The following is a 20862-nucleotide window of genomic DNA, read 5'->3' on the forward strand; positions in this document are numbered from 1 at the left end:
AATGAAAAAAGCAATCATCGAATTTGCGGCAATGTTGTTTCTGGCCGTGGCGGGTGCTGCCAATGCCCAGATCCAGGCGGTTCCGCCCAACGTGAATCCGGATCCGAATCTGCCCATGGTGGTGTTGAATGTGTCCAAGGACTACAGCATGTTCAGCCGCGCCTATACGGATTACGAGGATCTGAATTTCGACGGCAGCATCGATTACTATTTTCTGCCGTATTTCAAATACTACGGATATTTCGATCCGACGAAATGCTACAGCTATGGCGGCACCGGAGCAGCCGGCAATTTCGTTCCGGAGAAATTGGCCGAAAAGGTGACTGTGGCCGGAGACCCGGCAGGTTCGCCGAGATACTACTGCGCCGAAGCGGGTGCCAGGTCATCCAGCCTCTGGAGCGGCAATTTCCTGAATTGGGCCACCATGTCCCGCATGGACGTGCTTCGCAAGATTCTTTACGGTGGATTGCGCTCCACCGATGAAGCCGGGTCTTCGCAGAATCCTGGAAAAACCGTGCTCGAAATGGCTTTCGTCCCGCGCAACAGCCAGGCCTACGCCAAGTACTACAACGGCCCCGACCTGATTCGCCTCACGCCGTTTTCATACGCCACGGGGCTCACGCTGTGCCGTCGGCACGAGAATCCGACCAATGCCGAAGAATCGCAGATATCGAAGCTGAACCCGGTGATTCGTGCGGCCGAAGGCAACTACGTTCTATGGAACATGACGGAAGTCCGCAGCTGCAACTGGTTGAACGAGGAAAAATACGATTGGCAGGATTCGACCGTCGCATTCATGACTGCGAATTATGTGGGCGCTGGTGGCGCATCGGCGCACCAGGGCAGCAATCCGGCGAAGGCCAATGAATACATGGCCCGAGTGGAGGTCTGCCGAAAAGATCTGATCGGGGAAGAGCGTTGCAAGCAATATCCGAATTCAAATCTGAAGCCGATCGGCCTGCTGAATGAATTCGGAGAAAGCAGCAATTACGGGCACAGCGCAGCCAAGGCTGAATTTGCGATGTTCCTCGGCTCCTTCGACACCAATCTCGATGGCGGCGTGCTTCGCAAGAACATGTCCGAGATCAACGATGAAATCGATGCGCAAACGGGGGTGTTCAAGGTTTTCTCCAATGCAAACGATCGCGGCATCATCTATTCGCTGAATCGGCTGAGGCTTTTCGGATACGACCCTTCCTTGGGAAGATATTCGACGAGCTGCACTTCCGACACCATCAAGAACGGAGATTGCCCGTCATGGGGCAATCCCATCGGAGAAATCATTCTGGAGGGGCTGCGTTACTACGCTTTCAAAAAGGCTCTCTACCGTGGCGGAGAAAAAGACGCAACGCTGGGCCTGCCGTCCCCCGCCTGGATCGATCCGCTCGAGGCAAATCCGCAGTACGCGGGTTCTGGAAAGTCGCGCGAGTCGCTCTACGGAAAGAGCATCTGCCGACCGCTCAACATGGTCACCATCTCCAGCGGCGTGGGCACGTTCGATGGCGACAGCATGGGCGCTCTCGACCACAGCGAATTGGGCATTGGCGCTCCGCACAGCGCGGCGTACTACACGAAGCTGATCGGCGAGTCCGCGGATGAAGGTATTTCGGACACGATCCGCCTGGCTGGGTCCGTGGGAGCCGCAACCGAGGGCGAAGGCACCAAGGGCATCTGCACCGGCAAGCTCATCGGAGACCTGAGCATGGTGTCGGGCCTGTGCCCCGAGGCGCCGAACATGCGGGGCACCTACCTCGGCGCCGGAGCCGCCTACTACGCCCACGTGAACCGCATCCGCCCCAAACTGACCGTGCCCAAGGACGCGAACGCCAACGTGCTGAAGGTCCGCCAGTACGCGGTAACGATGTCGGGCGGGTCCGCCTCCATCCGCATTCCGGTTCCGGGGTCCAGCCCGAAGCGCTATGTCTTCATCACCCCCGCCAGCATCGACTGGAACGGCACGACTCCGCTTCCAGGCAACATGGTGGACTTCAAGGTCCTGAAGCGCGCAGCGAACGGCGAATCCGGGACCTTTCTCGTGCTCTGGCAGCACCAGGCGCTCGGTGAAGACCAGGACCAGGACATGCTCGGCTCCATCCGGTACGAGACCGATGCGAGCACCACGCCGCCCACATTGCGCGTGTTCACGCAGACCCTGGAGTCGAACACCGGCAACGCCGGGCCGTTCGCCTTCGGCTACACGGTGGTGGGCAGCAACAGGGATGGAAGCCACTTCCACAGCGGCATCAACAACTACGCCTCCAGCGAGTTGACCGCGTCCTATGCCGCATCGAACGTGCAGCGCGAAGACCGGCCAACCGCAGCCAAGTGCTACCTGAACGACAACGGAAGCAAGCCGAAGGGGTGGGACCACAAGGTGGCGCCGCGCCTGTGCGTGAAGTTCGGCAATGTCTTCGTCAAGGGCGAGACCCGGCTCGACTACCAGATGCTCGGCTCCAGCGAGGCAGCGATCCAGGACCCGCTCTGGTACGTTGCCAAATACGGCGGCTTCAAGGACTCCGAGAAGACCCCGACCGGATTCCCCGACGCCGTTTCCAAGTGGGACACCAGGCGGGCCGACGGTGCCGCCTGCGGGGCCGCCGGCCAGCCCGACTGCAGCGACGGCATTCCGGACAACTATTTCCTCGCACGGCGTCCGGACCTGCTCGAGGAATCGCTGCGGCAGGTCTTCGCGGACATCACCGGAACTTCGAACTCCGCGCCGGCGGTGTCGCGGCCCGACCTGCGCGCCGGCGACTACAAGTACGTCGCCAACTTCTCCGCGTCCGACCTGCACGGCGAACTGCTGGCCTACCGGCTCGACGCGGCCGGCAATTTCGGCGCCACGCCTTCCGCGAAGGGGCATGCCAACCTGACCAGCGCAGCGACGCGCGCGATCATCACGAACCTCGGAACCACCGGGGTGCCGTTCACACATGCGGGCCTGAACGTCCCCGCGGGCGCCACGTACCTGGCCGGCCTCGGCGCTTCCACGAGCGTGCAGCAGGACGTCATCGGCTACCTGCGCGGCACCCGCACCCACGAGAAGCTGTACGGCGGCACCTTCCGTGACCGGAACTCGGATTCGATCATGGGCGGCGTGGTGAACGCCAACCCCTGGCTGCAGGACCGGCCCTCGGCCAACTTCTTCGGCGCCGTCTTCGGCGGCTACGGCACATTCAAGACCGCCCAGAAGTCGCGCGCCAGGCTGGTATGGGTGGGCGCCGCGGACGGCATGCTGCACGCGTTCACCGCAGACGCGCTGACGCCTGTCATGTCCTATGTGCCGCAGGCGCTCTCCTCGCGCCTCAAGGAAATTCCGGATCCCACGGTCACCGATCTGCGCGCCTACATGGACGGCTCTCCATTCACCGCGGATGTGAAAACCTCCGCCGCCACGGCCGCGTGGCGCACGTACCTTTTCTCCAGCCTGGGGCGCGGCGCCAAGGCGATCTTCGCGCTGGACGTGACGTCGCCGGCAACGCTGACCGAAGCCAATGCCGCCAGCGTCTTCAAGTGGCAGTTCACCACCGCGGACGACGCCGACCTGGGCCATGTCATTTCGGACGGCGGCGTGCACCCGGCAAGCAACCAGGCCGCGCAGGTCGCGCGAATGGCCAACGGCAAGTTCGCCGTGCTGTTCGGCAACGGCGTGTCGAGCGCGTCGGGCAAGACCGTGCTCTACATCCTCTTCGTCGACGGGCCGGGCGCCGACGGCAGATGGGTGCACAACACCCACTACAAGCGCATCGAAGTCGGCACGGCGGGTGGCGGCGGCTTGATGCAGCCGACCTGGCTCGACACGAACGATGACGGCATCGCGGACGCCATATATGCCGGCGACCTCAAGGGCAACATGTGGAAGTTCGATGTTTCCAGTGATGACGCGAGCCGCTGGGCAGAGGCCTACGGCAAGCCGCTGTACGTCGCCATGGACGCCTTGTCGAACATGCTCCCGATCACGACAGCGCCGGTCACGCGCTTCCATCCCGGCGGCGGGCAGGTCGTGGTCTTCGGGACGGGGCAATCGATCTTTTCCGGCGACTTTCCCGACAAGGCGCGGCAGCATCGCGTCTTCGGGATCTGGGACAAGCCGAGCTATGCGGCAGACCCCGCCACCATTCCGTCGGGCGTGACCGAACTCGAGCAGCGCACGTGGAGCCTCGACACGAACAAGCCCGAGGCGATCGTCCAGAGCGCCACCGGCGCGATCGACTGGAGCCGCAAGAAGGGCTGGTACGTGAACATTCCGGGTTCGTTGGCTTCGGGCATGGTGCTGGGCAATCCGAAGGCCATGGGCAAGGACGTCAATATTCCCATCGTCTACAAGAAGGCGGCGGCGGAGGTCATGTGCGCCGACAGCGGCGCCGGGGCCGACGTGCAGGTGGACGGGGTCGCGGGCGTTGCCACGACACCGAATCTCTTCGGCATTGCCGGTGCCGCTGGCGAGGTGATCGGCATCGTCGGCCTCGACCAGCGCTTCGCCATTCCGGAAGACTCGACCACCCGGTGCGCGGCCGGCCTGTCCTGCGCCCGGATCGTGGGGCCGAACACCGACATCACGATGAAGAAGAACACCGTGCAGGCGCGCATCTTCTGGCGCGAGATCCCCGGCCTGAAGACGACCGTGGAGAAGCACCGATGAGCGCCGGACAAGCACGCGCGCGGGGCTTCACGTTGATAGAGATGATGATCACCGTGGTCATCATCGCGATCCTCAGCGCCATCGCGTACCCGAACTACCGCGAGCACATCGCCAGAGGCAAGCGCGCCCAGGCGAAGGCCTCGCTCGCGCAGGCCCAGCAATGGCTGGAGCGGCACTACAGCGAAAACTACAGCTACGCCAAGACGGCGGACGGAACGGACATCAACGCGAACGGCGGCGTGTTCAAGACCCAGTTCAGCACCTCACCCTTGCCGGGCGAAGGCGCCGCGAACTACAACATCGCGCTGACGCCAAACGACAAGGGCACCGGCTACACCCTGAAGGCAGTGCGCACGGGTTCCATGGGAGGCGACCGCTGCGGCGACTATGTCGTCACGCACACGGGCCGGAAATCCGTCGAGAACTACACGGGCTTCAGCGCGGCACTGGCGGCTGCAAGCGCGTGCTGGAACTGAGCCGCGCTACCCCGCCACCCAACTGCCCGACTTCCCCCCATGCTTCTCCAGCACATGCACATCGGTGATCCGCATTCCCCGGTCCACCGCCTTGCACATGTCGTAGATCGTCAGTAGCGCCACCTGCACAGCCGTCAGCGCCTCCATCTCCACCCCGGTCGGCCCCACGGTCTCGACGGTGGCCGTGCAGGCCACCTGCGGCGCGTTGCCCGATTCGGCAAGGGCAAACGCCACCGCCACCCGCGTCAGCGCCAGCGGATGGCACAGCGGAATCAGGTCGCTCGTCTTCTTCGCCGCCTGGATGCCCGCGATGCGGGCGATGCCCAGCACGTCGCCCTTTTTCGCCGTTCCCGATTCGATCAGCGCCAGCGTCGCCGCCTGCATCTCGATGCGGCCCGTCGCCACGGCCACGCGGTGGGTGGAGGCCTTGCCGGCCACGTCGACCATGTGGGCCTGGCCCTGGGCGTCAAAATGGGTGAGAGTGCTCATGGTGAACGTTCGTTTTGAAGATGCATCATACGAGCCCGAGCCACAGACGAGGAATGCCGCGCTTGACTCCCACTCCCTTCAGAAGACGCCGCCTGACACCCGCCCTGCGGACGTTCTGCGCTACTTTCTTGATAGCGTCCCAGGCCCTGCTGCCGGCCCCCGCGCTGGCGCAGATGCAGATGCAGGTCCTGCCCGGCCTGGGCGACGGCGGCGAGATGACCGCCAGCGCCGAGCGCCACCTCGGCGACCAGATCGCCCGCGAGCTCTATCGCGACACCGACTACATCGACGACCCCGTGGTCGCGGCCTATGTGCAGGACATCTGGCAGCGCCTGCTGGCGGCGGCCCGCGCGCGCGGCGAACTCACGCCCGAGCTCGACGAGCGCTTTGCCTGGACCATCCTGCTGGGCCGCGACCGCAACATCAACGCGTTCGCGCTGCCCGGCGGTTATCTGGGCCTGAACCTGGGCCTCGTCGCCGCGGTCGGCAGCCGCGACGAGCTGGCGACGGTGCTGGGGCACGAGCTCTCGCACGTCACGCAGCGCCACATCTCGCGCATCATGAGCAAGCAAGGCAAGCAGATGCCGCTGATGATCGCGGGCCTGATCCTCGGGATGATCGCGGCCGGCAAGAGCCGCAACGGCGATGCCGGCCAGGCCGTGATGATGGGCAGCCAGGCGCTCTTTGCGCAGAACCAGCTGAACTTCTCGCGCGACATGGAGCGCGAGGCCGACCGCGTCGGCTTCGGCGTGATGACGCAGGCGGGCTTCGCGCCACAGGGCGCGGCCGCGATGTTCGAGAAACTGCAGTACGCCTCGCGCCTGAACGACAACGGCTCGTACCCCTACCTGCGCAGCCATCCGTTGACCACGGAGCGCATCTCCGACATGCAGGGCCGCTTCCAGTTCCGCATGGACGCCACGCCGCCGCTGCCGCTCGTCATGGACCACGCGATGATCGCTTCGCGCGCCCGCGTGCTGACGCGGCCGGGTGTCGACGTGCTGCGGCTGTGGGTCGATTCCGCGTCCTCCGGCGAATTCGCGAAAAGCTCGCCGGCACAGCAGGCCGGCACGCTCTACGCGGCGGCGTTGTCGGCGAAGGAGCTGCGGGACTACAAGGCGGCGCGCGCGCTGTCCGAACGGCTGACGGCTCGCACGGCCGATGACCCTGCCGCAGCCAAGCAGGCGCGCTGGCTCGGCGCCGAGATCGAACTCGCCGCGGGCGCCCCGGCCAAGGCCGCCGCGCTGCTCGACGCCAAGTCGAAGGAGCGGCCGGAGATGATGCTCGCCGCCGAAGCCGCGACCGCCCTGCGCCAGCCCGCACCGATGATTCCCGTGCTGCGCGACTGGGTCGCGGCGAACCCGCGCGATGCGACGGCATGGCACACGCTGGCCAACCTCTACGGAGCGGAGAACGACACGCTGCGCGCGGTGCGCGCCGATGCCGAGGCCAACGTCGCGATCCTCGACTATCCGGCCGCGCGAGACCGTTTCAAGGCAGCGCAGGAGCTGATCCGCCAGTCCGGCAAGCCGGTCGATCACTACGAGGCGTCGATCATCGACACCCGTGCGCGGGCGGTGGACGTGCTGGTGAAAGAACAGGCGGCCGAGCCGCCGCTGAAGTAGCCCGCGCAGGGCTGTTGCTTCAGCGCCTGGACAGCAGCCCGCCCAGCGCGGATTCGATCAGCAGGCCCAGCAGCGAGTAAAGCAGCGAGCCGATCAGCGCGGCCAGGAAGCCGTTCACGTGGAATCCGGCGAGCAGCCCCGAGGCGGCCCAGAACAGCAGCGCGTTGATCACGAACAGGAACAGCCCGAGCGTGACGATGGTGACGGGAAGCGTCAGCACCACCAGCACCGGCCGCACGATCATGTTGAGCAGTCCGATGACGGCCGCGGCAATCAGCGCGGAGCCGAAGCTGTTGACCTGGACGCCGCTGTAGAGATAAGCCACCGCCAGCAGCGCGACGGCGCTGAGCAGCCATTTGATGATGATGCGCATGCGGCGCAGGATACCCCAGGGTGCCCGGACAAAACAAACGAGCCCCGGTGCGTTGCCGCGCCGGGGCTCGTGGAAGAAGAGAACGCGAGCCGCTTACTCGGCCAGCTCGTTCGCCAGCACCAGCAGTGCGCCCATGCCCATCACCGCGCCCGGGAAGGCCCAGCCCGACTGGTGTGCCGGCTTCTGGTCCGGCGTCACCGGCTCCAGGTCGACGCCGATCTTCGGACGGCGCGCATCGACCACGTGCGCGGCACCGTGCTCGCGCTTCAGCTGCGCGGTCAGCTCGGCCAGCGGGCCCTTGGCCAGCACCGGCGTCACCTGCCCGCCGTTGCGCTCCAGCAGGGGCAGCATCTGTGCCTGCACCTTGCTGAACCACTTGGCGCGCCAGTTCTCGCGCGCGCTGTGGCTCACCCACTTGCTGATGCGATGCGTCATGCGCGGCGCGCAGGCCACCAGCACCCAATGGCGCGCCACGACGTTGTTCGCGTCGGGCGCGAGTTCGGCGAACTGTTCACATGCGTAGGTGACGTCGTCGATATAAAGAATGATCTTTTCCATGGCGTGCTCCTTCAGATAGTTAGAGTGACAGAGGCTGGCTTGTGACGGAAGTTCGCGGTATCGATGTCCGGTGGCTGCGAGCGATGCTCAGCCGGTGGTCACCGGGGTCTGCGGCTTGTTGCGGGCCTGGCGGGCGGCAATCCACTTGCCGATCACCAGCACCAGCAGTGCGCCGCCAACGCCGGCCGCGTACTTGATGGTGTCGGTCTGCGGCACCTTCGGCACCCAGGTCCAGGCAGCGGCATTGGCGAGCGCGGGGTCGGACACGGCCATCGTGCCGGCGATCCAGCCGAGCAGCATGCCGCCGGCGGTGATGATCATCGGGAACTTGTCCATCAGCTTGATGACGAGCTGGCTGCCCCAGACGATGATCGGGATGCTCACGAGCAGGCCGAAGATCACGAGCGGCATCTGGTGGCCTTCGCCCGCGCCTTGCGCGGCGCCGGCGATGGCGATCACGTTGTCCACGCTCATCACGAGGTCGGCAATGATCACGGTCTTGACCGCGCCCCACAGCTTGTCGCTGCCGGTGATGTTGCCGTGCGCGTCGTCATGCTCGGGTGCCAGCAGCTTCACGCCGATCCACACCAGCAGGATGGCGCCGACCAGCTTCAGGAACGGAATGGCCAGCAGCGTGAGCGCGAAGAAGATCAGGATGACGCGCAGGATGATGGCGCCGGCGGTGCCCCAGAGGATGCCCTTGGTGCGTTGGTGCGGCGGCAGCTTGCGGCAGGCCAGTGCGATCACGACGGCGTTGTCGCCGCCGAGCAGGATGTCGATCATGATGATCTGACCGACAGCGACCCAGAATTCCGGGGCCATGAACAGTTCCATAGGTTCCTCTTGGTTGTCGCGCCCCAGCCTCGCCCCCCAAAGGGCGACGACGAAGGCGCATGGCGATGCGTTTCGATTCATCCTGGGCGGATGGTCGAAAGCGAGGAAGAAAGGCCGGGTGATACCGGGGACTCGCGAACGCTTCGACCAAACCTGCACAGGTTCAAATCGAAGGTCTTGCTCGACGGCGCGCGCGCAAAAAACAATGCGCGTACGCTGCCCGGCAGGCCGGAAGTGTTTTGCTTCGTATTGACGACCTGACGATTCGCGCCGTCGTGGACGGCGGTCGGGAGCTACTCCCCTTCGTGGGCGGGATTAGAGCATCGAAGACATCGGCGGCGCAACCGAAAGTTTTCAGGGGTTTAAAAAGAATGCGCTGAAAATGCGCATGAACAGGGGCTCCGACGCTCCTTGTTTTGTAGCAATCATGGCCCTTCACGGCCTCGGGGCATTGCCGGTCTATGATCCCCGCTCGCTGGATTCTTCATTCTTCATGGCCGCCATACACATCACCGACATCGAGGCCGCCATCAATCACTGGCGCGAGAAATCGCCCTCGCCCGACGGGGTCACGCTGGGCCCCGAGCTGCGGGCGCTGGCCGAGGTCTACGCGCTCATGGTCTTTCATCACGAGGAGGAGGTCGACGAGGTCGGCTTTCCGCCCAAGGCCTGGGCCGCATGGATGGCCTGGTACGAAAGCACGCCCGACACCCCCTGCATCGCGATCTGCTCCACCAGCCAGGGCGACGACGAATGCAAGGGCTGCGGCCGCAGTTTCGACGAAGTGCAGCTCTGGCCCGCCATGACGCCGGTAGAGAAGCGCGCCACCTGGCGCCGCATCACCATGGAAGACTCGGCCTGGCGCTTCAACCGCTATGCGGAGCGCGCGCGCGAGGCAGATCCGCCGCCGTCCGCCGCCGAGCCCGGGTTCGACCCCGACAACGAGCAGAACTGGGCGCCCTGACGATGCGCCGCCTCGCGCAAGCCCCCAACCTCGCCATCGCGACCGTGTGGGCGCACGCATTGCGCGAAGAGGGCGTGGCCGCCACCGTGCAGCGCGAGTTCCTTGGCGCGGTCATGGGCCAGCTGCCGCCCGACCAGTGCCTGCCCGAGATCTGGATCGACGACGAGACCCAGTTCGACCTTGCCAGGCGCCTGCTGCACGAGCTGCAGCATCGTCCGCAGCGCAGCTGGCAGTGCGTGTGCGGCGAGCACGTCGAAGGCGGCTTCGAGCAGTGCTGGCAGTGCGGCGAGATGATGCCGGCGGTCTAGCCGCGCGGCGCTACTTCCAGCGCAGCAGCTCGACGTCGATGCTGTTCGTGCCGTCGCCCAGCGTCAGCGTGTTTTCCTGGATCGTCGCCTGCAGCTGCATGCTGCGCTGCGCGAGCGCGGCCAGTGCCTGCGAGGCAGCGGTCGGCACGCGGTAGACCTTGAGGTTCTGCGGCCGCGTCAGCTTGTTCTCTATGCCGCGCCACCAGATCTCGGCCGCGTGGTTGAAGCAATAGACGATCACTTCGTCCGCCTTGCCGCAGGCCTTGATGATGGGCTTGTCTTCCGGCTGGCCGACCTCGATCCAGATCTTCACCTCGCCGGTGAAGTCGCGCAGCCACACGTCGGGCTCGTCGACGTTCGACAGGCCGGCGCCGAAGGCCAGCGTGCCGTCGCCGTTGCAGATGTCCTGCAGCTGGTGCGCGTTGAGCGCGAGCGCTACCAGCCGGATCATCATCCGCTCGTCGGTTTCGCTCGGGTGGCGCGCCAGCGTCAGCGCATGGTCGGCGTAGTAGCCGTGGTCGATGTCGGCCACCGCGAGAGTGGCCTTGAAGATGGTGGACTTGAGTGCCATCAGATGCGCTTGGCCAGCTCGGCAGCCTTGCCGACGTAGCTGGCCGGCGTCATCGCCAGCAGGCGGGTCTTTTCCTCTTCCGGAATTTCCAGCGAGCGGATCAGCCCGTGCAGCGCCTCGGCCGTCACGGTCTTGCCGCGCGTCACTTCCTTGAGCTGCTCGTAGGCGCCCTGCACGCCGAAGCGGCGCATCACGGTCTGGATCGGCTCGGCCAGCACTTCCCACGAGGCATCGAGGTCTTCGGCCAGCGCTTCCTCGTTGAGTTCGAGCTTGCCCAGGCCGGTTGCCAGGCTGGCATAGGCCAGCGTGGCGTAGCCGAAGGCCACGCCGATGTTGCGCAGCACCGTGCTGTCGGTCAGGTCGCGCTGCCAGCGGCTGATGGGCAGCTTCTCGCTCAGGTGGCGCAGCACCGCGTTGGCCAGGCCCAGGTTGCCTTCGGCGTTCTCGAAGTCGATCGGGTTGACCTTGTGCGGCATGGTCGAGGAGCCGATCTCGCCTTTCTTCAGGCGCTGCTTGAAGTAACCCAGGCTCACGTAGCCCCAGATGTCGCGCGAGAAGTCGATCAGGATGGTGTTGGCACGCGCCACCGCGTCGAACAGCTCGGCCATGTAGTCGTGCGGCTCGATCTGGATGCTGTAGGGCTGGAAGCTCAGGCCCAGGCCCAGCGGCGCGGGCGTCTCGATGACCTTGCGGCTGAAGGCTTCCCAGTCGAACTCCGGCCAGGCGGCGAGGTGGGCGTTGTAGTTGCCCACGGCGCCGTTCATCTTGCCCAGCAGCTGCACCGAGGCGATCTGCGCGCGCGCCTTCGACAGGCGCACCGCCACGTTGGCGATTTCCTTGCCCACGGTGGTCGGGCTGGCGGTCTGGCCGTGCGTGCGCGAGAGCATCGACACATCGGCGAACTGGTGCGCCATTTCGCGCAGCTTGGCGATCAGCCCGTCGATGGCCGGCAGCATGACCTTGTCGCGCGCGGCCTGGATCTGCAGGGCGTGGCTGGTGTTGTTGATGTCTTCGCTGGTGCAGGCGAAGTGCACGAACTCGGCGGCGGCCAGCAGCTCGGGCCGGGCCTCGAATTTGGACTTGATCCAGTATTCGACGGCCTTCACGTCGTGGTTGGTGGTTTTCTCGATTTCCTTGATGGCCAGCGCGTCGGCTTCGGAAAAGTGGGACACCAGGCCCAGCAGGTACTTGCGGGCGCCGCCCGTCAGGGGCTTGAATTCGGCGAAGCCGCAGTCGGACAGCGCAATGAACCACGCCACCTCGACTTGCACGCGCCGGTGCATATAGCCCTGTTCGCTCATCAGCGGGCGCAACGCCGCGAGTTTGGCCGCGTAACGGCCATCAAGGGGGGAAAGGGCGGAAACGGTGGAAAAGCTCATGCCTCAATTTTAGGCGGCCGGCGGTCCGTGGGGCCGGCCCGACACATCGGGGCCGATTCGGACCTCCGGTTTTCCCATTCACCTAAAATGACTATTAACTAATGTTGTCATAGTTTGGGGAGAGAGCCTTCATGAAACTGATCGGATCGGCCGCCAGCCCGTATGTGCGCAAGGTGCGTGTGGTGCTGGCCGAGAAACGGCTCGATTACCAGTTCCTGATCGAAGACGTCTGGGCTGCCGAAACCACCATCGCCAGCTCCAATCCCCTGGGGAAGGTGCCCTGCCTGATCATGGAAGGCGGCGAGGCGATGTTCGACTCGCGCGTGATCGTCGAATACCTCGACACCCTGTCTCCGGTCGGCAAGCTGATTCCCCAGCAAGGCCGCGAGCGCGCCGAGGTCAAGACCTGGGAAGCTCTGGCCGACGGCGTCATGGACGCCGGCGTGCTCTGGCGCCTGGAAGCCACCTGGTCCGGCCGCAACGACGGCGAACGCAGCGCGGCATGGATCGAGCGCCAGCGCACCAAGGTGCTGGACGGCGTCGCGGCCATGGCCAAGGGGCTGGGCGACAAGCCCTTCTGCAGCGGCATCCACCTGAGCCTGTCGGACATCGCGGTCGGCTGCACGCTCGGCTGGCTGGACCTGCGCTTCCCAGAGATCGAGTGGCGCGCCGACCACGCCAACCTCGCCAAGCTGTACGACAAGCTGATGCTGCGCCCCAGCTTCATCGACACCAAGCCTTGACTCTCCCCCAGGCTTCGCGCACTGCGTGTCGCTTCTCCTTCCCCCTCGCCGGGGGCGACACCGGTGGCCCGGCGAAGCCGGTTCCACGGTGCCTCGCGAAGAATCCTTCCGCTACCGTCACAAGCCGGTGAACCGCGCCACCGCCGGGAAGTACAGCCGATAGGGCAACAGCCGCATGAGCTTCATCCAGAAGGTGAAGCGGCGCGGGAAGTGGATCTCGAAATCGCCCCGGCGCCAGCCCTCCAGCATGGCCTCGGCCGCCTGGGCGGGGGTGATCAGCGCCGGCATCCTGAAATCGTTCTTCGCCGTGAGCGGGGTGTCGACGAAGCCCGGCTGCACCACGCTCACGCCGATGCCGCGCGCATGCAGGTCGACGTACAGCACCTCGGCCAGGTTGGTGAGCGCCGCCTTGGTCGGACCGTAGGCCAGGCTCTTGGGCAGCCCGCGAAAGCCGGCCACGCTGCCGGTGATCGACACATGCCCCGCACCGCCCGCCACGAAGCCGGGCAGCACCGCCGCCAGCACATTGAGCGCGCCGACATAGTTGACCTGCTGGTGCGCCAGCATCTGCTCGAGCGAGAACGCATCGGCGCGCAGCGCGCCATAGGTGGCGGCGTTGAAGAGCACGAAATCGATGGCGCCCGCGGCCGCCAGCAGCTGCGCATGCGCGGCGGCCACCGCGGCGCTGTCGCGCACGTCGAGCGGCAGCACGATCACGCGCGGCGGCTGGCCGGCATGGTTGTGCAGCAGCGCCAGTTCTTCGAGCGCCTCGACGTTGCGCGCCGACACCCCGACCCGCGCGCCGCGCTCCAGCAGCGCCAGCACCGTCGCCCGGCCGATGCCCGTGGACGCGCCGACGATCCACGCGGTCTTGCCCTGCCAGTCGGCGAGCGGAGGATTCAGCGGCTTCAAGGCGCGGCCTTCGAGACCGGCATGGGCTGCTGCGATGCCGCCGCCGCCGGGCGAATCACCAGTGCCCACAGCGAGGCGCCCGCAAGCACCTTGAGTACGCAGGGCAGCAGGCAATAGGCCAGCGACAGCGCCTGCAGCGCGCCTGCCTCGCGCGCGCCGGGCACGTAGCCGGCCAGTCCGAGCAGCGGCAGCGCCAGTCCCGCCGCCAGCGCCAGGTTGAGCTTGGTCGCGAAATTCCACCAGCCGAAGTAGGCGCCGGCGTGCGGCTGGTCGCCGGCGTCGGCAATGATCCCGGCCAGCAGGGCGCTCGGCAGCACCAGGTCGGAGCCGATCGCGAAGCCCGACAGCGCGCACACCACCAGGAACGGCACAGCGTCGCCCGCGCCCATCGCGCCGGCCCAGGCGAACACCGCCACCGACATGCACATGCCGCCGAGCCACGAACGCGCCAGCCCGAAGCGTTTCACGATGCGCAGCCACGCCGGAATCGACGCCGCCGCCATCACGAAGTACAGGCCCAGGAAGGCCGGCTCCAGCGCGGCCGGGGCGCGCAGCCGGTCCTGCACGAAGAACAGCACCAGCGTGGCCGGCACCGCGCTCGCGATGCCGTTGAGCACGAACACCGCCAGCAGCCGGCGGAATGCCGGGCGGCGCAGCGGCAGCCGCAGGTCGACCTCTTGATGCGCAGCGCTGCCACGCACGGGCCGTGGCGCCCGCGTCCAGAGCACCCAGCCGATCACCAGCAGCACGCCGAACAGCGCCACCATCGCGGGCAGCCCCGCCAGCGTCGGGATCACCGAGGCGAGCACCACGCCCACCAGCCCCAGGCCTTCTCGCCAGCCGACGATGCGCCCGCGCTGCAGGGCGTCGCCGCCGAGCATCGCGCCCCACGACTGGTGCGCGATGCTCAGCATGCTGTAGCCCGCGTAGGTCAGCGCCAGCAGCACGGCCGCCGCCACCAGCAGCGCGCCATGGCTCGACGGATCGACCAGCGCCTGCGGAAAGAACAGCAGCCCGAAGCCCAGCAGCAGCACGCCGGCCGCGACGGCGCCGCCGCCCAGCACCGCGTGCGCCGAGCGCGCGTGCAGCCGGTCGCTGAGCCGCCCGAGCAGCGGGTCGATCAGCGCATCGAGCAGCCGCGCGCCCAGCAGCACGGCGCCCAGCGTGGCCAGCGGCACGCCGAAGGCGCGCGCGTAGTGGTTGGGCAGCAGCACGTAGAGCGGCAGCGCGACAAAGGCGAGCGGCAGCCCGAGAAGGCCGTAGCGCAAGCCGGCCAGGGGTCCGAAGGAAGACGACACCAAGGTCCGCGCGATCTAGCGCTTGCGCAGCGTGTACTGCACCACGTCGATGTTGGCCTGCGAGAACGCGGCCTCGCAGTAGGCCAGGTAGAACTCCCAGATGCGCATGAAACGCTCGTCGAAGCCCAGCTGCAGGATCTGCGCGCGCTGTCCCAGGAAGCTCTCGCGCCAGCGGCGCAGCGTCTCGGCGTAGTCGGCGCCGAAGGCGAACTCGTCCACCACCTCCAGCCCCGCGGCCTCGGCCTCGCGGCGGAACTCGCGCGGGCACGGCAGGCAGCCGCCCGGGAAGATGTACTGCTGGATGAAGTCGGTCGAGTCGATGTAGCGGTCGAACAGTTCGTCGTCGATCACGATGCTCTGCACGCAGGCGCGGCCGCCCGGCTTGAGCAGCCGGCTCACGCTGCGGAAGTAGGTCGGCCAGTACTCGCGGCCCACGGCCTCCACCATCTCGATGGAGCAGACCGCGTCGAAGGGCGCGTCCGAGATGTCGCGGTAGTCCTGCAGGCGCAGGTCCGCGCGCAGGCCGGCGGTGCGCTGCTGCGCGAAGGCCAGTTGCTCGGTCGAGAGCGTCACGCCCGTCACCGAGGCGCCGAAGTCGACGGCGGCCATCTCGGCCAGCGCGCCCCAGCCGCAGCCGATCTCGAGCACGCGGTCGCCGGGTTTCACGGCCGCGAGTTCGAGCGCGCGGCGCACCTTGGCGCGCTGCGCCCCGGGCATCGGCTTGGAGAGGTCGCCCTCGAACCAGGCCGACGAGTAGTTCATCGTCTCGTCGAGCCAGAGCTTGTAGAACGCGTTGCCCAGGTCGTAGTGCGCATGGATGTTGCGCGAGCTGCCGGCCTTGCTGTTGCGGTTCATGAGATGCCGCACCCGGTACACCAGGCGGCCGAACCAGTTGCCGTACACCACGTCTTCGATCGCGCGGCGGTTGGCGATGAACACCTTGATCAGCTCGGTGAGGTTGGGCGTGGTCCAGTCGCCCGCGATGTAGCTCTCGGCAAAGCCGATGTCGCCCGACTTGAGCGCGGCCTTGCACACGTTCCAGTTGCGCAGCGTGAGCGAGGCGGTGGGGCCGCTGCCGGGCGTGGCGCCGAAGTGCCGCACGGAGTCGTCGGGCAGGCGCACGGTGAGCGAGCCGTAAGCCAGCCGCTGCAGCAGGCCGAGCACGGTGCGTGCGGCGCCGGGCGCATCCTGGGGCAGCGAGAAGCGGGAGGCAGTGGTGAGGGAGGAAGTCATTGAAGTACCTTCATGCTGCGCACTGCGGTGCGAGCTTGCTTGGGGCGGCCCGGCGCGGCGCTCATGGATTCGCCTGCTGCTGGTTGTCGCGTGAAACGAAATGGGTGGGCGGCGCCGGCTTGGCGACGAACGGCACGCGCTTGAGCCAGAGCCTGGCGGCCTGCCAGTGGATGCGCGCGATCAGCCCGAAGGTCATCGCCGGGTAGCGCCACAGCGCGCGCCGCACGCTGGCCGCGTCCATGGGGGCGAGCTGGCCGCTCACGCTGGTCTGCAGCAGCGGGCCTTCGGCGTCGTCGTGGTCGATGCGCACCACGGTCCGCGTCAGCTCGGCATCGACGAAGAAGCGGAACCGGTAGCCGCCGCTGACCTGGCAGAACGGCGAGACGTGGAAAGCCTTCGCGGCCTTGAGCTCGGCGCCGTACACCGGGCGGTCGAGCAGGTAGCAGTGGCGCTCGCCGAAGGTGTTGTTCACCTCGACCACGATCGCCCGCAGCACGCCTTCAGGCGTGTGGCAATACCAGAAGCTCACCGGCTTGAAGGTGTAGCCGAACACGCGTGGGTAGCAGTGCAGCCAGGCTTCGCCGGTGGCGTCGTGGATGCGGTGGGCGGCCAGCAGTTCGTCGAGCCAGGCCAGCGCGCCGCCTTGCTGCGGCGCTCGGCCGTCGCCGTGGTCGACGTCGTGGAAGGAAATCGCGGCCCGGCGATTGAGCGCCACGGCCTCGCTGCCATGCGCGCGCAGCGTGCGCATCGGCAGCATCAGGAAATAGGTCGGATAGGCGAAGGCGTTGCGCGCCGGGCGCAGGCGTGCATGGCGGACTTCCCCGAAGCCCATCAGCGGCACGGCCTGCGTCGGTGTCATGCTGCGCGCCTCGCGGTCGCGTCGCTGCCGGGGGACAGCCGCGCGCGCAGGCCCGCGGCGGCGGCCAGGCCGGCCTTCAGGCCGTCCTCGTGGAAACCGTAGCCCATCCAGGCGCCCGCGAACCAGGTGTTGCGCTGGCCTTGGAGGGCCGGCACCTCGGCCTGCGCGCGGATCGCGGCAAGGTCGAGCACCGGGTGGTCGTAGTCGTATTCCGCCATGACCTGACTACGCTGGATCTCGCGAACCGGATTCAACGAAACGACGACCGGCTGCTCCCAGGGCAGCGGCTGCAGCTTGTTCAGCAGGTAGTGCAGGCAGACCCGGCCCGATTCGCGCTCGCCGACGGCGGCCCGCTCGTAGTTCCAGGCGGCCCAGGCCGAGCGGTGCCGCGGCAGCACGGCCGCGTCGGTGTGGAGCACGGCGTGGTTCGGCTGGTAGCGGATCGCGCCGAGCACGGCGGACTCGGCCGGGCTGGCGTCGCCCAGCATTGCCAGCGACTGGTCGGAATGGGTGGCCAGCACGACGTGGTCGAAGCGCTCGGTGCCGGCGTCGGTCGCCAGCAGCACGCCGTTCTCGGTGCGGGTGATGCGCCGCACGGGGGTGTTCAGGCGCTTGTCGGGCAGGCCGGCGACGATTTTCTCGACGTAGTTGCGCGAACCGCCGCGCACTGTGCGCCACTGCGGCCGGTTGGCGATCTGGATCAGGCCGTGGTTATGGCAGAACCGGATCATGGTGGCCACCGGGAACGCCAGCATCTGCGTGGTCGAGCAGCTCCAGATGCAGCCCATCATCGGCAGGAAATACCAGTCGCGGAACGCCGCGCCGAAGCGGTTGGCATCGAGGAATTCGCCGAGCGGCTGGGCCAGCTCGCCCTCGGTGCCGGCCTCGGCGATGCGGGTGGTCAGGCGGTTGAAGCGCAGCAGGTCGCGCAGCATGCCCAGGAAGCGGGCGTCGAACAGGTTGCGGCGTTGCGCGAACACGGTGTTGAGGTTGTTGCCGCTCCATTCGAGCGGGCGGCCGTCGTCGCGCGTGGCCTGGACCGAGAACGACATGTCCGACTCGGCGGTCTCGACGCCTAGATCGGAGAAAAGCCGGATCAGGTGGGGATAGGTGCGGTCGTTGTAGACCAGGAAGCCGGTGTCCACGCCGTGCGCGACGCGGGTGGCATCGGCGGGCGAGCGCGCAAGCTCGATCGTCGCCGTGTGGGCGTGGCCACCGAAGTAGTCACTGGCTTCGAAGAGGGTGACGGCGGCCGCGTCACGCAACGTATGCGCCGCGGCCAGTCCCGAGATGCCGGCGCCGATGACGGCGATGCGGGTGGGCTGCGTCATCGCACAACCCCCGCCCGGCCAGAAGACAAAAATGCTGCGAGGCGCCCCGACGCGAAGGAGGGAGGGAGGGAGGAGGAGAAGAATCGCCTCGGGATTTCGACCGGACGGCAGGCGTCCGGAAGACCTCGCAACATGAAAACTGGTGGGCAATCACTGCCCACGCAAGTTAGGAGCGAAGCGGCTGCGGGACGGTTCCCACCGCAGTGGTAAACGTTTGTTTCGCGCAGTTCACATTGATTTGGACGCATCGGTAAATAATATTACCGATCCGTCTTTCTGTGAACTGTGCAGTCTCAATTTGGTCCGAGCTGCTTCTCGATGACGCTCACGAAACCGTTTTCGTCCGGCGCGGTCATGCTCGACCACGCCTGCACGACCTTGCCGTCGCGCCCGATCAGATACTTGTAGAAATTCCACTTGGGCGTGGTGCCCGAGGCCTGCGCGAGCTGCTTGAACAGCGGATTGGCCTCGGTGCCGCGCACCGACGACTTGGCGAACATCGGGAATTTCACCCCGAAGGTGCTCTCGCAGAAGTCCGCGATTTCCTTGTTCGAGCCCGATTCCTGGGAGAAGTCGTTCGATGGGAAGCCCAGCACCACGAGGCCGCGCGAGCGGTATTTCATGTCCAGCGCCTCCAGGCCCTTGTATTGCGGCGTGAATCCGCAGAAGCTGGCCGTGTTGACCACCAGGACCACCTTGCCGGAGTACTGGCACAAGGTCTGGGGTTTTTCATCCTGCAGCCGCGGGAAGGTGTGCTGGAGGATGGCGGGGCATCCTGCAGCCTCCGCCGGGGCGATGGCTGCCGGCGGTGTCTGCGCACTGGCCGGAACGGCGGTAAACAGGCTCGCCAGCAGGGAGATAGCCGGTACGAGGCCGACTAGAGCCGACAATGGGGAACGGGTTCGCATGGCGGACTCCTGGTCAAAAAGGGGGAATGCGCATCCGCGCCGCGAGGGCGCGCGTATACGCATCATCGCGCGTCTGTCATGGTCGCGCCAAACGGGCCGACTAAAATCGACGGCCATAGAAAGACATTGATGCTCTATCCGGAACTTTTCAGACAACTCGAATCCGTCCGCTGGGACATGGACAAGGATATTCCCTGGCAGTCGTTCGACGCTTCTTTGCTGACGGAAGAGCAGGCGCAGACCATCAAGATGAACGCTATCACCGAGTGGGCTGCGTTGCCGGCCACCGAGATGTTCCTGCGCGACAACCGCCACGATAGCGATTTTTCGGCTTTCATGTCGATCTGGTTCTTCGAAGAGCAGAAGCACTCGCTGGTGCTCATGGAGTACCTGAAGCGCTTCAGCCCCAAGCACGCCCCCACCGAGGCCGAACTCCACGAGGTGCGCTTCGACTTCGACCCGGCGCCCCCGCTCGAAACCCTCATGCTGCACTTCTGCGGCGAGATCCGCCTCAACCACTGGTACCGCCGTGCCGCCCAGTGGCACACCGAGCCGGTCATCAAGCACATCTACACCACGCTGAGCCAGGACGAAGCCCGCCACGGCGGCGCCTACCTGCGCTACATGAAGCGCGCCATGGAAAAGTTCGGCGACGAGGCCCGTGCCGCCTTCACCAAGGTCGGCGTCCTCATGGCCAGCGCCCGCCGCACGGCGCAGGCGCTGCATCCGACGAACCTGCACGTCAACAAGGCGCTGTTCCCCAACGACACCATCCAGAGCCGCATGCCCGACCCTGACTGGCTCGAGCACTGGCTCGACAAGCAGATCAAGTTCGACGCCGTCTGGGAAACCAAGGTCGGCGAGCGCATCCTGCACAACCTGAGCCTGCTCATGGACCGCAGCTTCAAGACGGTCCAGGAACTGAACCGCTACCGCAAGGAACTGGCCGCTTCGCTCGGCCCCAAGCCCGAATACCAGGGCGCATAAGCAAAGAAAACACTCGCCCCGCACCCCGGGGCGATTTTTTTGGGGCGGGTGTCACAAACCGCGTGTGCCAGCCGTCTAGCAGCCATGGACGACGCCACCCTCACCTTCAACCGCCACCGCCCTCGCCTGCAGGGCATCGCCTACCGCATGCTCGGCTCGGTTGCCGAGGCGGAAGAGGTCGTGCAAGACGCCTGGCTGCGCTGGCACGAAGCCGCCAAGGACGCCTTCGACAGCGCCGAGGCCTGGCTCGTGACCGTCGTCACCCGCCTGTCGATCGACCGCCTGCGCGCCGCCAAGGTCCAGCGCGAGCACTACATCGGCGCCTGGATGCCCGAGCCCACGCTCACCGGCGCGCCCCATTCCCCCGCGACC

At 66.5% G+C, this 20862-nt stretch carries 20 protein-coding genes; 8 read left to right on the forward strand and 12 right to left on the reverse strand.

The window, feature by feature from the left end:
• Position 1: 1 nt before the first annotated feature.
• Positions 2–4642, forward strand: coding sequence for a pilus assembly protein (locus tag AC1RVW_RS13850; RefSeq protein WP_493200535.1), 4641 nt, complete (start codon positions 2–4; stop codon positions 4640–4642).
• Positions 4639–5118: a type IV pilin protein gene (locus AC1RVW_RS13855; protein WP_081268821.1), complete on the forward strand. Its 480-nt coding sequence runs from the start codon at positions 4639–4641 to the stop codon at positions 5116–5118. The genes AC1RVW_RS13850 and AC1RVW_RS13855 overlap by 4 nt, the downstream gene beginning before the upstream one ends.
• Before the next feature lie 6 nt (positions 5119–5124).
• On the opposite strand, the gene moaC is transcribed toward AC1RVW_RS13855, so the two are convergent.
• Positions 5125–5607, reverse strand: a complete 483-nt coding sequence (gene moaC, locus AC1RVW_RS13860; RefSeq protein ID WP_493200537.1) for a cyclic pyranopterin monophosphate synthase MoaC — start codon at positions 5605–5607, stop codon at positions 5125–5127.
• A gap of 53 nt (positions 5608–5660) precedes the next feature.
• On the opposite strand from moaC, the gene AC1RVW_RS13865 reads away from it, so the two are divergent.
• Positions 5661–7232 (forward strand): M48 family metalloprotease, encoded by a 1572-nt coding sequence (locus tag AC1RVW_RS13865; RefSeq protein ID WP_493200539.1) that lies wholly within the window; start codon positions 5661–5663, stop codon positions 7230–7232.
• Positions 7233–7251: 19 nt separating this feature from the next.
• On the opposite strand, the gene AC1RVW_RS13870 is transcribed toward AC1RVW_RS13865, so the two are convergent.
• The 3 genes from AC1RVW_RS13870 to AC1RVW_RS13880 form a co-directional block, all read right to left on the reverse strand.
• Positions 7252–7605 carry a phage holin family protein gene (locus AC1RVW_RS13870; protein WP_081268735.1) on the reverse strand — a complete coding sequence of 118 codons (354 nt, stop codon included), beginning with the start codon at positions 7603–7605 and terminating at the stop codon, positions 7252–7254.
• Between the two features lie 93 nt (positions 7606–7698).
• Positions 7699–8163 carry a hypothetical protein gene (locus tag AC1RVW_RS13875; RefSeq protein ID WP_081268736.1) on the reverse strand — a complete coding sequence of 155 codons (465 nt, stop codon included), beginning with the start codon at positions 8161–8163 and terminating at the stop codon, positions 7699–7701.
• Positions 8164–8250: 87 nt separating this feature from the next.
• Entirely contained in the window at positions 8251–8997 is a 747-nt protein-coding gene (locus AC1RVW_RS13880) for a TerC family protein (RefSeq protein ID WP_081268822.1), read from the reverse strand.
• Positions 8998–9490: 493 nt separating this feature from the next.
• Here AC1RVW_RS13880 and AC1RVW_RS13885 point away from each other — a divergent pair, with 493 nt between their 5' ends.
• Positions 9491–9961, forward strand: a complete 471-nt coding sequence (locus AC1RVW_RS13885) for a DUF3717 domain-containing protein (protein WP_493200541.1) — start codon at positions 9491–9493, stop codon at positions 9959–9961.
• Between the two features lie 2 nt (positions 9962–9963).
• The gene (locus AC1RVW_RS13890) at positions 9964–10269 is read left to right on the forward strand and encodes a putative signal transducing protein (protein ID WP_081268738.1); all 306 of its coding nucleotides are present in this window, start codon (positions 9964–9966) and stop codon (positions 10267–10269) included.
• A gap of 10 nt (positions 10270–10279) precedes the next feature.
• On the opposite strand, the gene AC1RVW_RS13895 is transcribed toward AC1RVW_RS13890, so the two are convergent.
• Together AC1RVW_RS13895 and purB are read right to left on the reverse strand one after the other, a co-directional pair.
• Entirely contained in the window at positions 10280–10840 is a 561-nt protein-coding gene (locus AC1RVW_RS13895; protein ID WP_106936385.1) for a YaeQ family protein, read from the reverse strand.
• Complete coding sequence (gene purB, locus AC1RVW_RS13900; RefSeq protein WP_493200544.1) at positions 10840–12219, reverse strand: adenylosuccinate lyase; 1380 nt, start codon at positions 12217–12219, stop codon at positions 10840–10842. The genes AC1RVW_RS13895 and purB overlap by 1 nt, the downstream gene beginning before the upstream one ends.
• Before the next feature lie 131 nt (positions 12220–12350).
• On the opposite strand from purB, the gene AC1RVW_RS13905 reads away from it, so the two are divergent.
• Positions 12351–12962, forward strand: coding sequence for a glutathione S-transferase N-terminal domain-containing protein (locus tag AC1RVW_RS13905; RefSeq protein WP_081268741.1), 612 nt, complete (start codon positions 12351–12353; stop codon positions 12960–12962).
• A gap of 117 nt (positions 12963–13079) precedes the next feature.
• Here the strand turns inward: AC1RVW_RS13905 and AC1RVW_RS13910 are convergent, their stop codons facing one another.
• From AC1RVW_RS13910 to AC1RVW_RS13935, 6 genes are all read right to left on the reverse strand, one after another.
• Positions 13080–13874 carry an SDR family NAD(P)-dependent oxidoreductase gene (locus AC1RVW_RS13910; RefSeq protein WP_081268742.1) on the reverse strand — a complete coding sequence of 265 codons (795 nt, stop codon included), beginning with the start codon at positions 13872–13874 and terminating at the stop codon, positions 13080–13082.
• A complete protein-coding gene (locus AC1RVW_RS13915) occupies positions 13871–15175 on the reverse strand; it encodes an MFS transporter (protein WP_172839867.1) in 1305 nt (434 codons plus the stop codon). Before AC1RVW_RS13915 ends, AC1RVW_RS13910 begins: the two co-directional genes overlap by 4 nt.
• Positions 15176–15187: 12 nt before the next feature.
• Positions 15188–16405 carry an SAM-dependent methyltransferase gene (locus AC1RVW_RS13920; protein ID WP_081268743.1) on the reverse strand — a complete coding sequence of 406 codons (1218 nt, stop codon included), beginning with the start codon at positions 16403–16405 and terminating at the stop codon, positions 15188–15190.
• A 61-nt stretch (positions 16406–16466) separates the two neighbouring features.
• Complete coding sequence (locus AC1RVW_RS13925; RefSeq protein ID WP_081268744.1) at positions 16467–17264, reverse strand: DUF1365 domain-containing protein; 798 nt, start codon at positions 17262–17264, stop codon at positions 16467–16469.
• Positions 17261–18595: an NAD(P)/FAD-dependent oxidoreductase gene (locus tag AC1RVW_RS13930; protein ID WP_493200546.1), complete on the reverse strand. Its 1335-nt coding sequence runs from the start codon at positions 18593–18595 to the stop codon at positions 17261–17263. Before AC1RVW_RS13930 ends, AC1RVW_RS13925 begins: the two co-directional genes overlap by 4 nt.
• A 293-nt stretch (positions 18596–18888) precedes the next feature.
• The gene (locus AC1RVW_RS13935) at positions 18889–19503 is read right to left on the reverse strand and encodes a glutathione peroxidase (protein WP_081268746.1); all 615 of its coding nucleotides are present in this window, start codon (positions 19501–19503) and stop codon (positions 18889–18891) included.
• 129 nt (positions 19504–19632) lie between these two features.
• Between AC1RVW_RS13935 and AC1RVW_RS13940 the strand changes: the two genes are divergently transcribed.
• Positions 19633–20490 carry a ferritin family protein gene (locus AC1RVW_RS13940; RefSeq protein ID WP_081268747.1) on the forward strand — a complete coding sequence of 286 codons (858 nt, stop codon included), beginning with the start codon at positions 19633–19635 and terminating at the stop codon, positions 20488–20490.
• Between the two features lie 84 nt (positions 20491–20574).
• A partial coding sequence (locus AC1RVW_RS13945) for a sigma factor (protein WP_493200548.1) occupies positions 20575–20862 on the forward strand: 288 nt, incomplete at its 3' end.

It is taken from the genome of Variovorax sp. MPBD4-3 (assembly GCF_058809745.1).

What these genes read in the sequence shown, in the direction of transcription:
- AC1RVW_RS13920 (WP_081268743.1), bottom strand. Translation starts at nt 16,405, where the DNA reads ATGACTTCCTCCCTCACCACTGCCTCCCGCTTCTCGCTGCCCCAGGAT.
- moaC (WP_493200537.1), bottom strand. Translation starts at nt 5,607, where the DNA reads ATGAGCACTCTCACCCATTTTGACGCCCAGGGCCAGGCCCACATGGTC.
- AC1RVW_RS13850 (WP_493200535.1), top strand. Translation starts at nt 2, where the DNA reads ATGAAAAAAGCAATCATCGAATTTGCGGCAATGTTGTTTCTGGCCGTG.
- AC1RVW_RS13940 (WP_081268747.1), top strand. Translation starts at nt 19,633, where the DNA reads ATGCTCTATCCGGAACTTTTCAGACAACTCGAATCCGTCCGCTGGGAC.
- AC1RVW_RS13865 (WP_493200539.1), top strand. Translation starts at nt 5,661, where the DNA reads ATGCCGCGCTTGACTCCCACTCCCTTCAGAAGACGCCGCCTGACACCC.
- AC1RVW_RS13905 (WP_081268741.1), top strand. Translation starts at nt 12,351, where the DNA reads ATGAAACTGATCGGATCGGCCGCCAGCCCGTATGTGCGCAAGGTGCGT.
- AC1RVW_RS13855 (WP_081268821.1), top strand. Translation starts at nt 4,639, where the DNA reads ATGAGCGCCGGACAAGCACGCGCGCGGGGCTTCACGTTGATAGAGATG.
- purB (WP_493200544.1), bottom strand. Translation starts at nt 12,219, where the DNA reads ATGAGCTTTTCCACCGTTTCCGCCCTTTCCCCCCTTGATGGCCGTTAC.
- AC1RVW_RS13880 (WP_081268822.1), bottom strand. Translation starts at nt 8,997, where the DNA reads ATGGAACTGTTCATGGCCCCGGAATTCTGGGTCGCTGTCGGTCAGATC.
- AC1RVW_RS13890 (WP_081268738.1), top strand. Translation starts at nt 9,964, where the DNA reads ATGCGCCGCCTCGCGCAAGCCCCCAACCTCGCCATCGCGACCGTGTGG.
- AC1RVW_RS13885 (WP_493200541.1), top strand. Translation starts at nt 9,491, where the DNA reads ATGGCCGCCATACACATCACCGACATCGAGGCCGCCATCAATCACTGG.
- AC1RVW_RS13935 (WP_081268746.1), bottom strand. Translation starts at nt 19,503, where the DNA reads ATGCGAACCCGTTCCCCATTGTCGGCTCTAGTCGGCCTCGTACCGGCT.
- AC1RVW_RS13870 (WP_081268735.1), bottom strand. Translation starts at nt 7,605, where the DNA reads ATGCGCATCATCATCAAATGGCTGCTCAGCGCCGTCGCGCTGCTGGCG.
- AC1RVW_RS13925 (WP_081268744.1), bottom strand. Translation starts at nt 17,264, where the DNA reads ATGACACCGACGCAGGCCGTGCCGCTGATGGGCTTCGGGGAAGTCCGC.
- AC1RVW_RS13875 (WP_081268736.1), bottom strand. Translation starts at nt 8,163, where the DNA reads ATGGAAAAGATCATTCTTTATATCGACGACGTCACCTACGCATGTGAA.
- AC1RVW_RS13930 (WP_493200546.1), bottom strand. Translation starts at nt 18,595, where the DNA reads ATGACGCAGCCCACCCGCATCGCCGTCATCGGCGCCGGCATCTCGGGA.
- AC1RVW_RS13895 (WP_106936385.1), bottom strand. Translation starts at nt 10,840, where the DNA reads ATGGCACTCAAGTCCACCATCTTCAAGGCCACTCTCGCGGTGGCCGAC.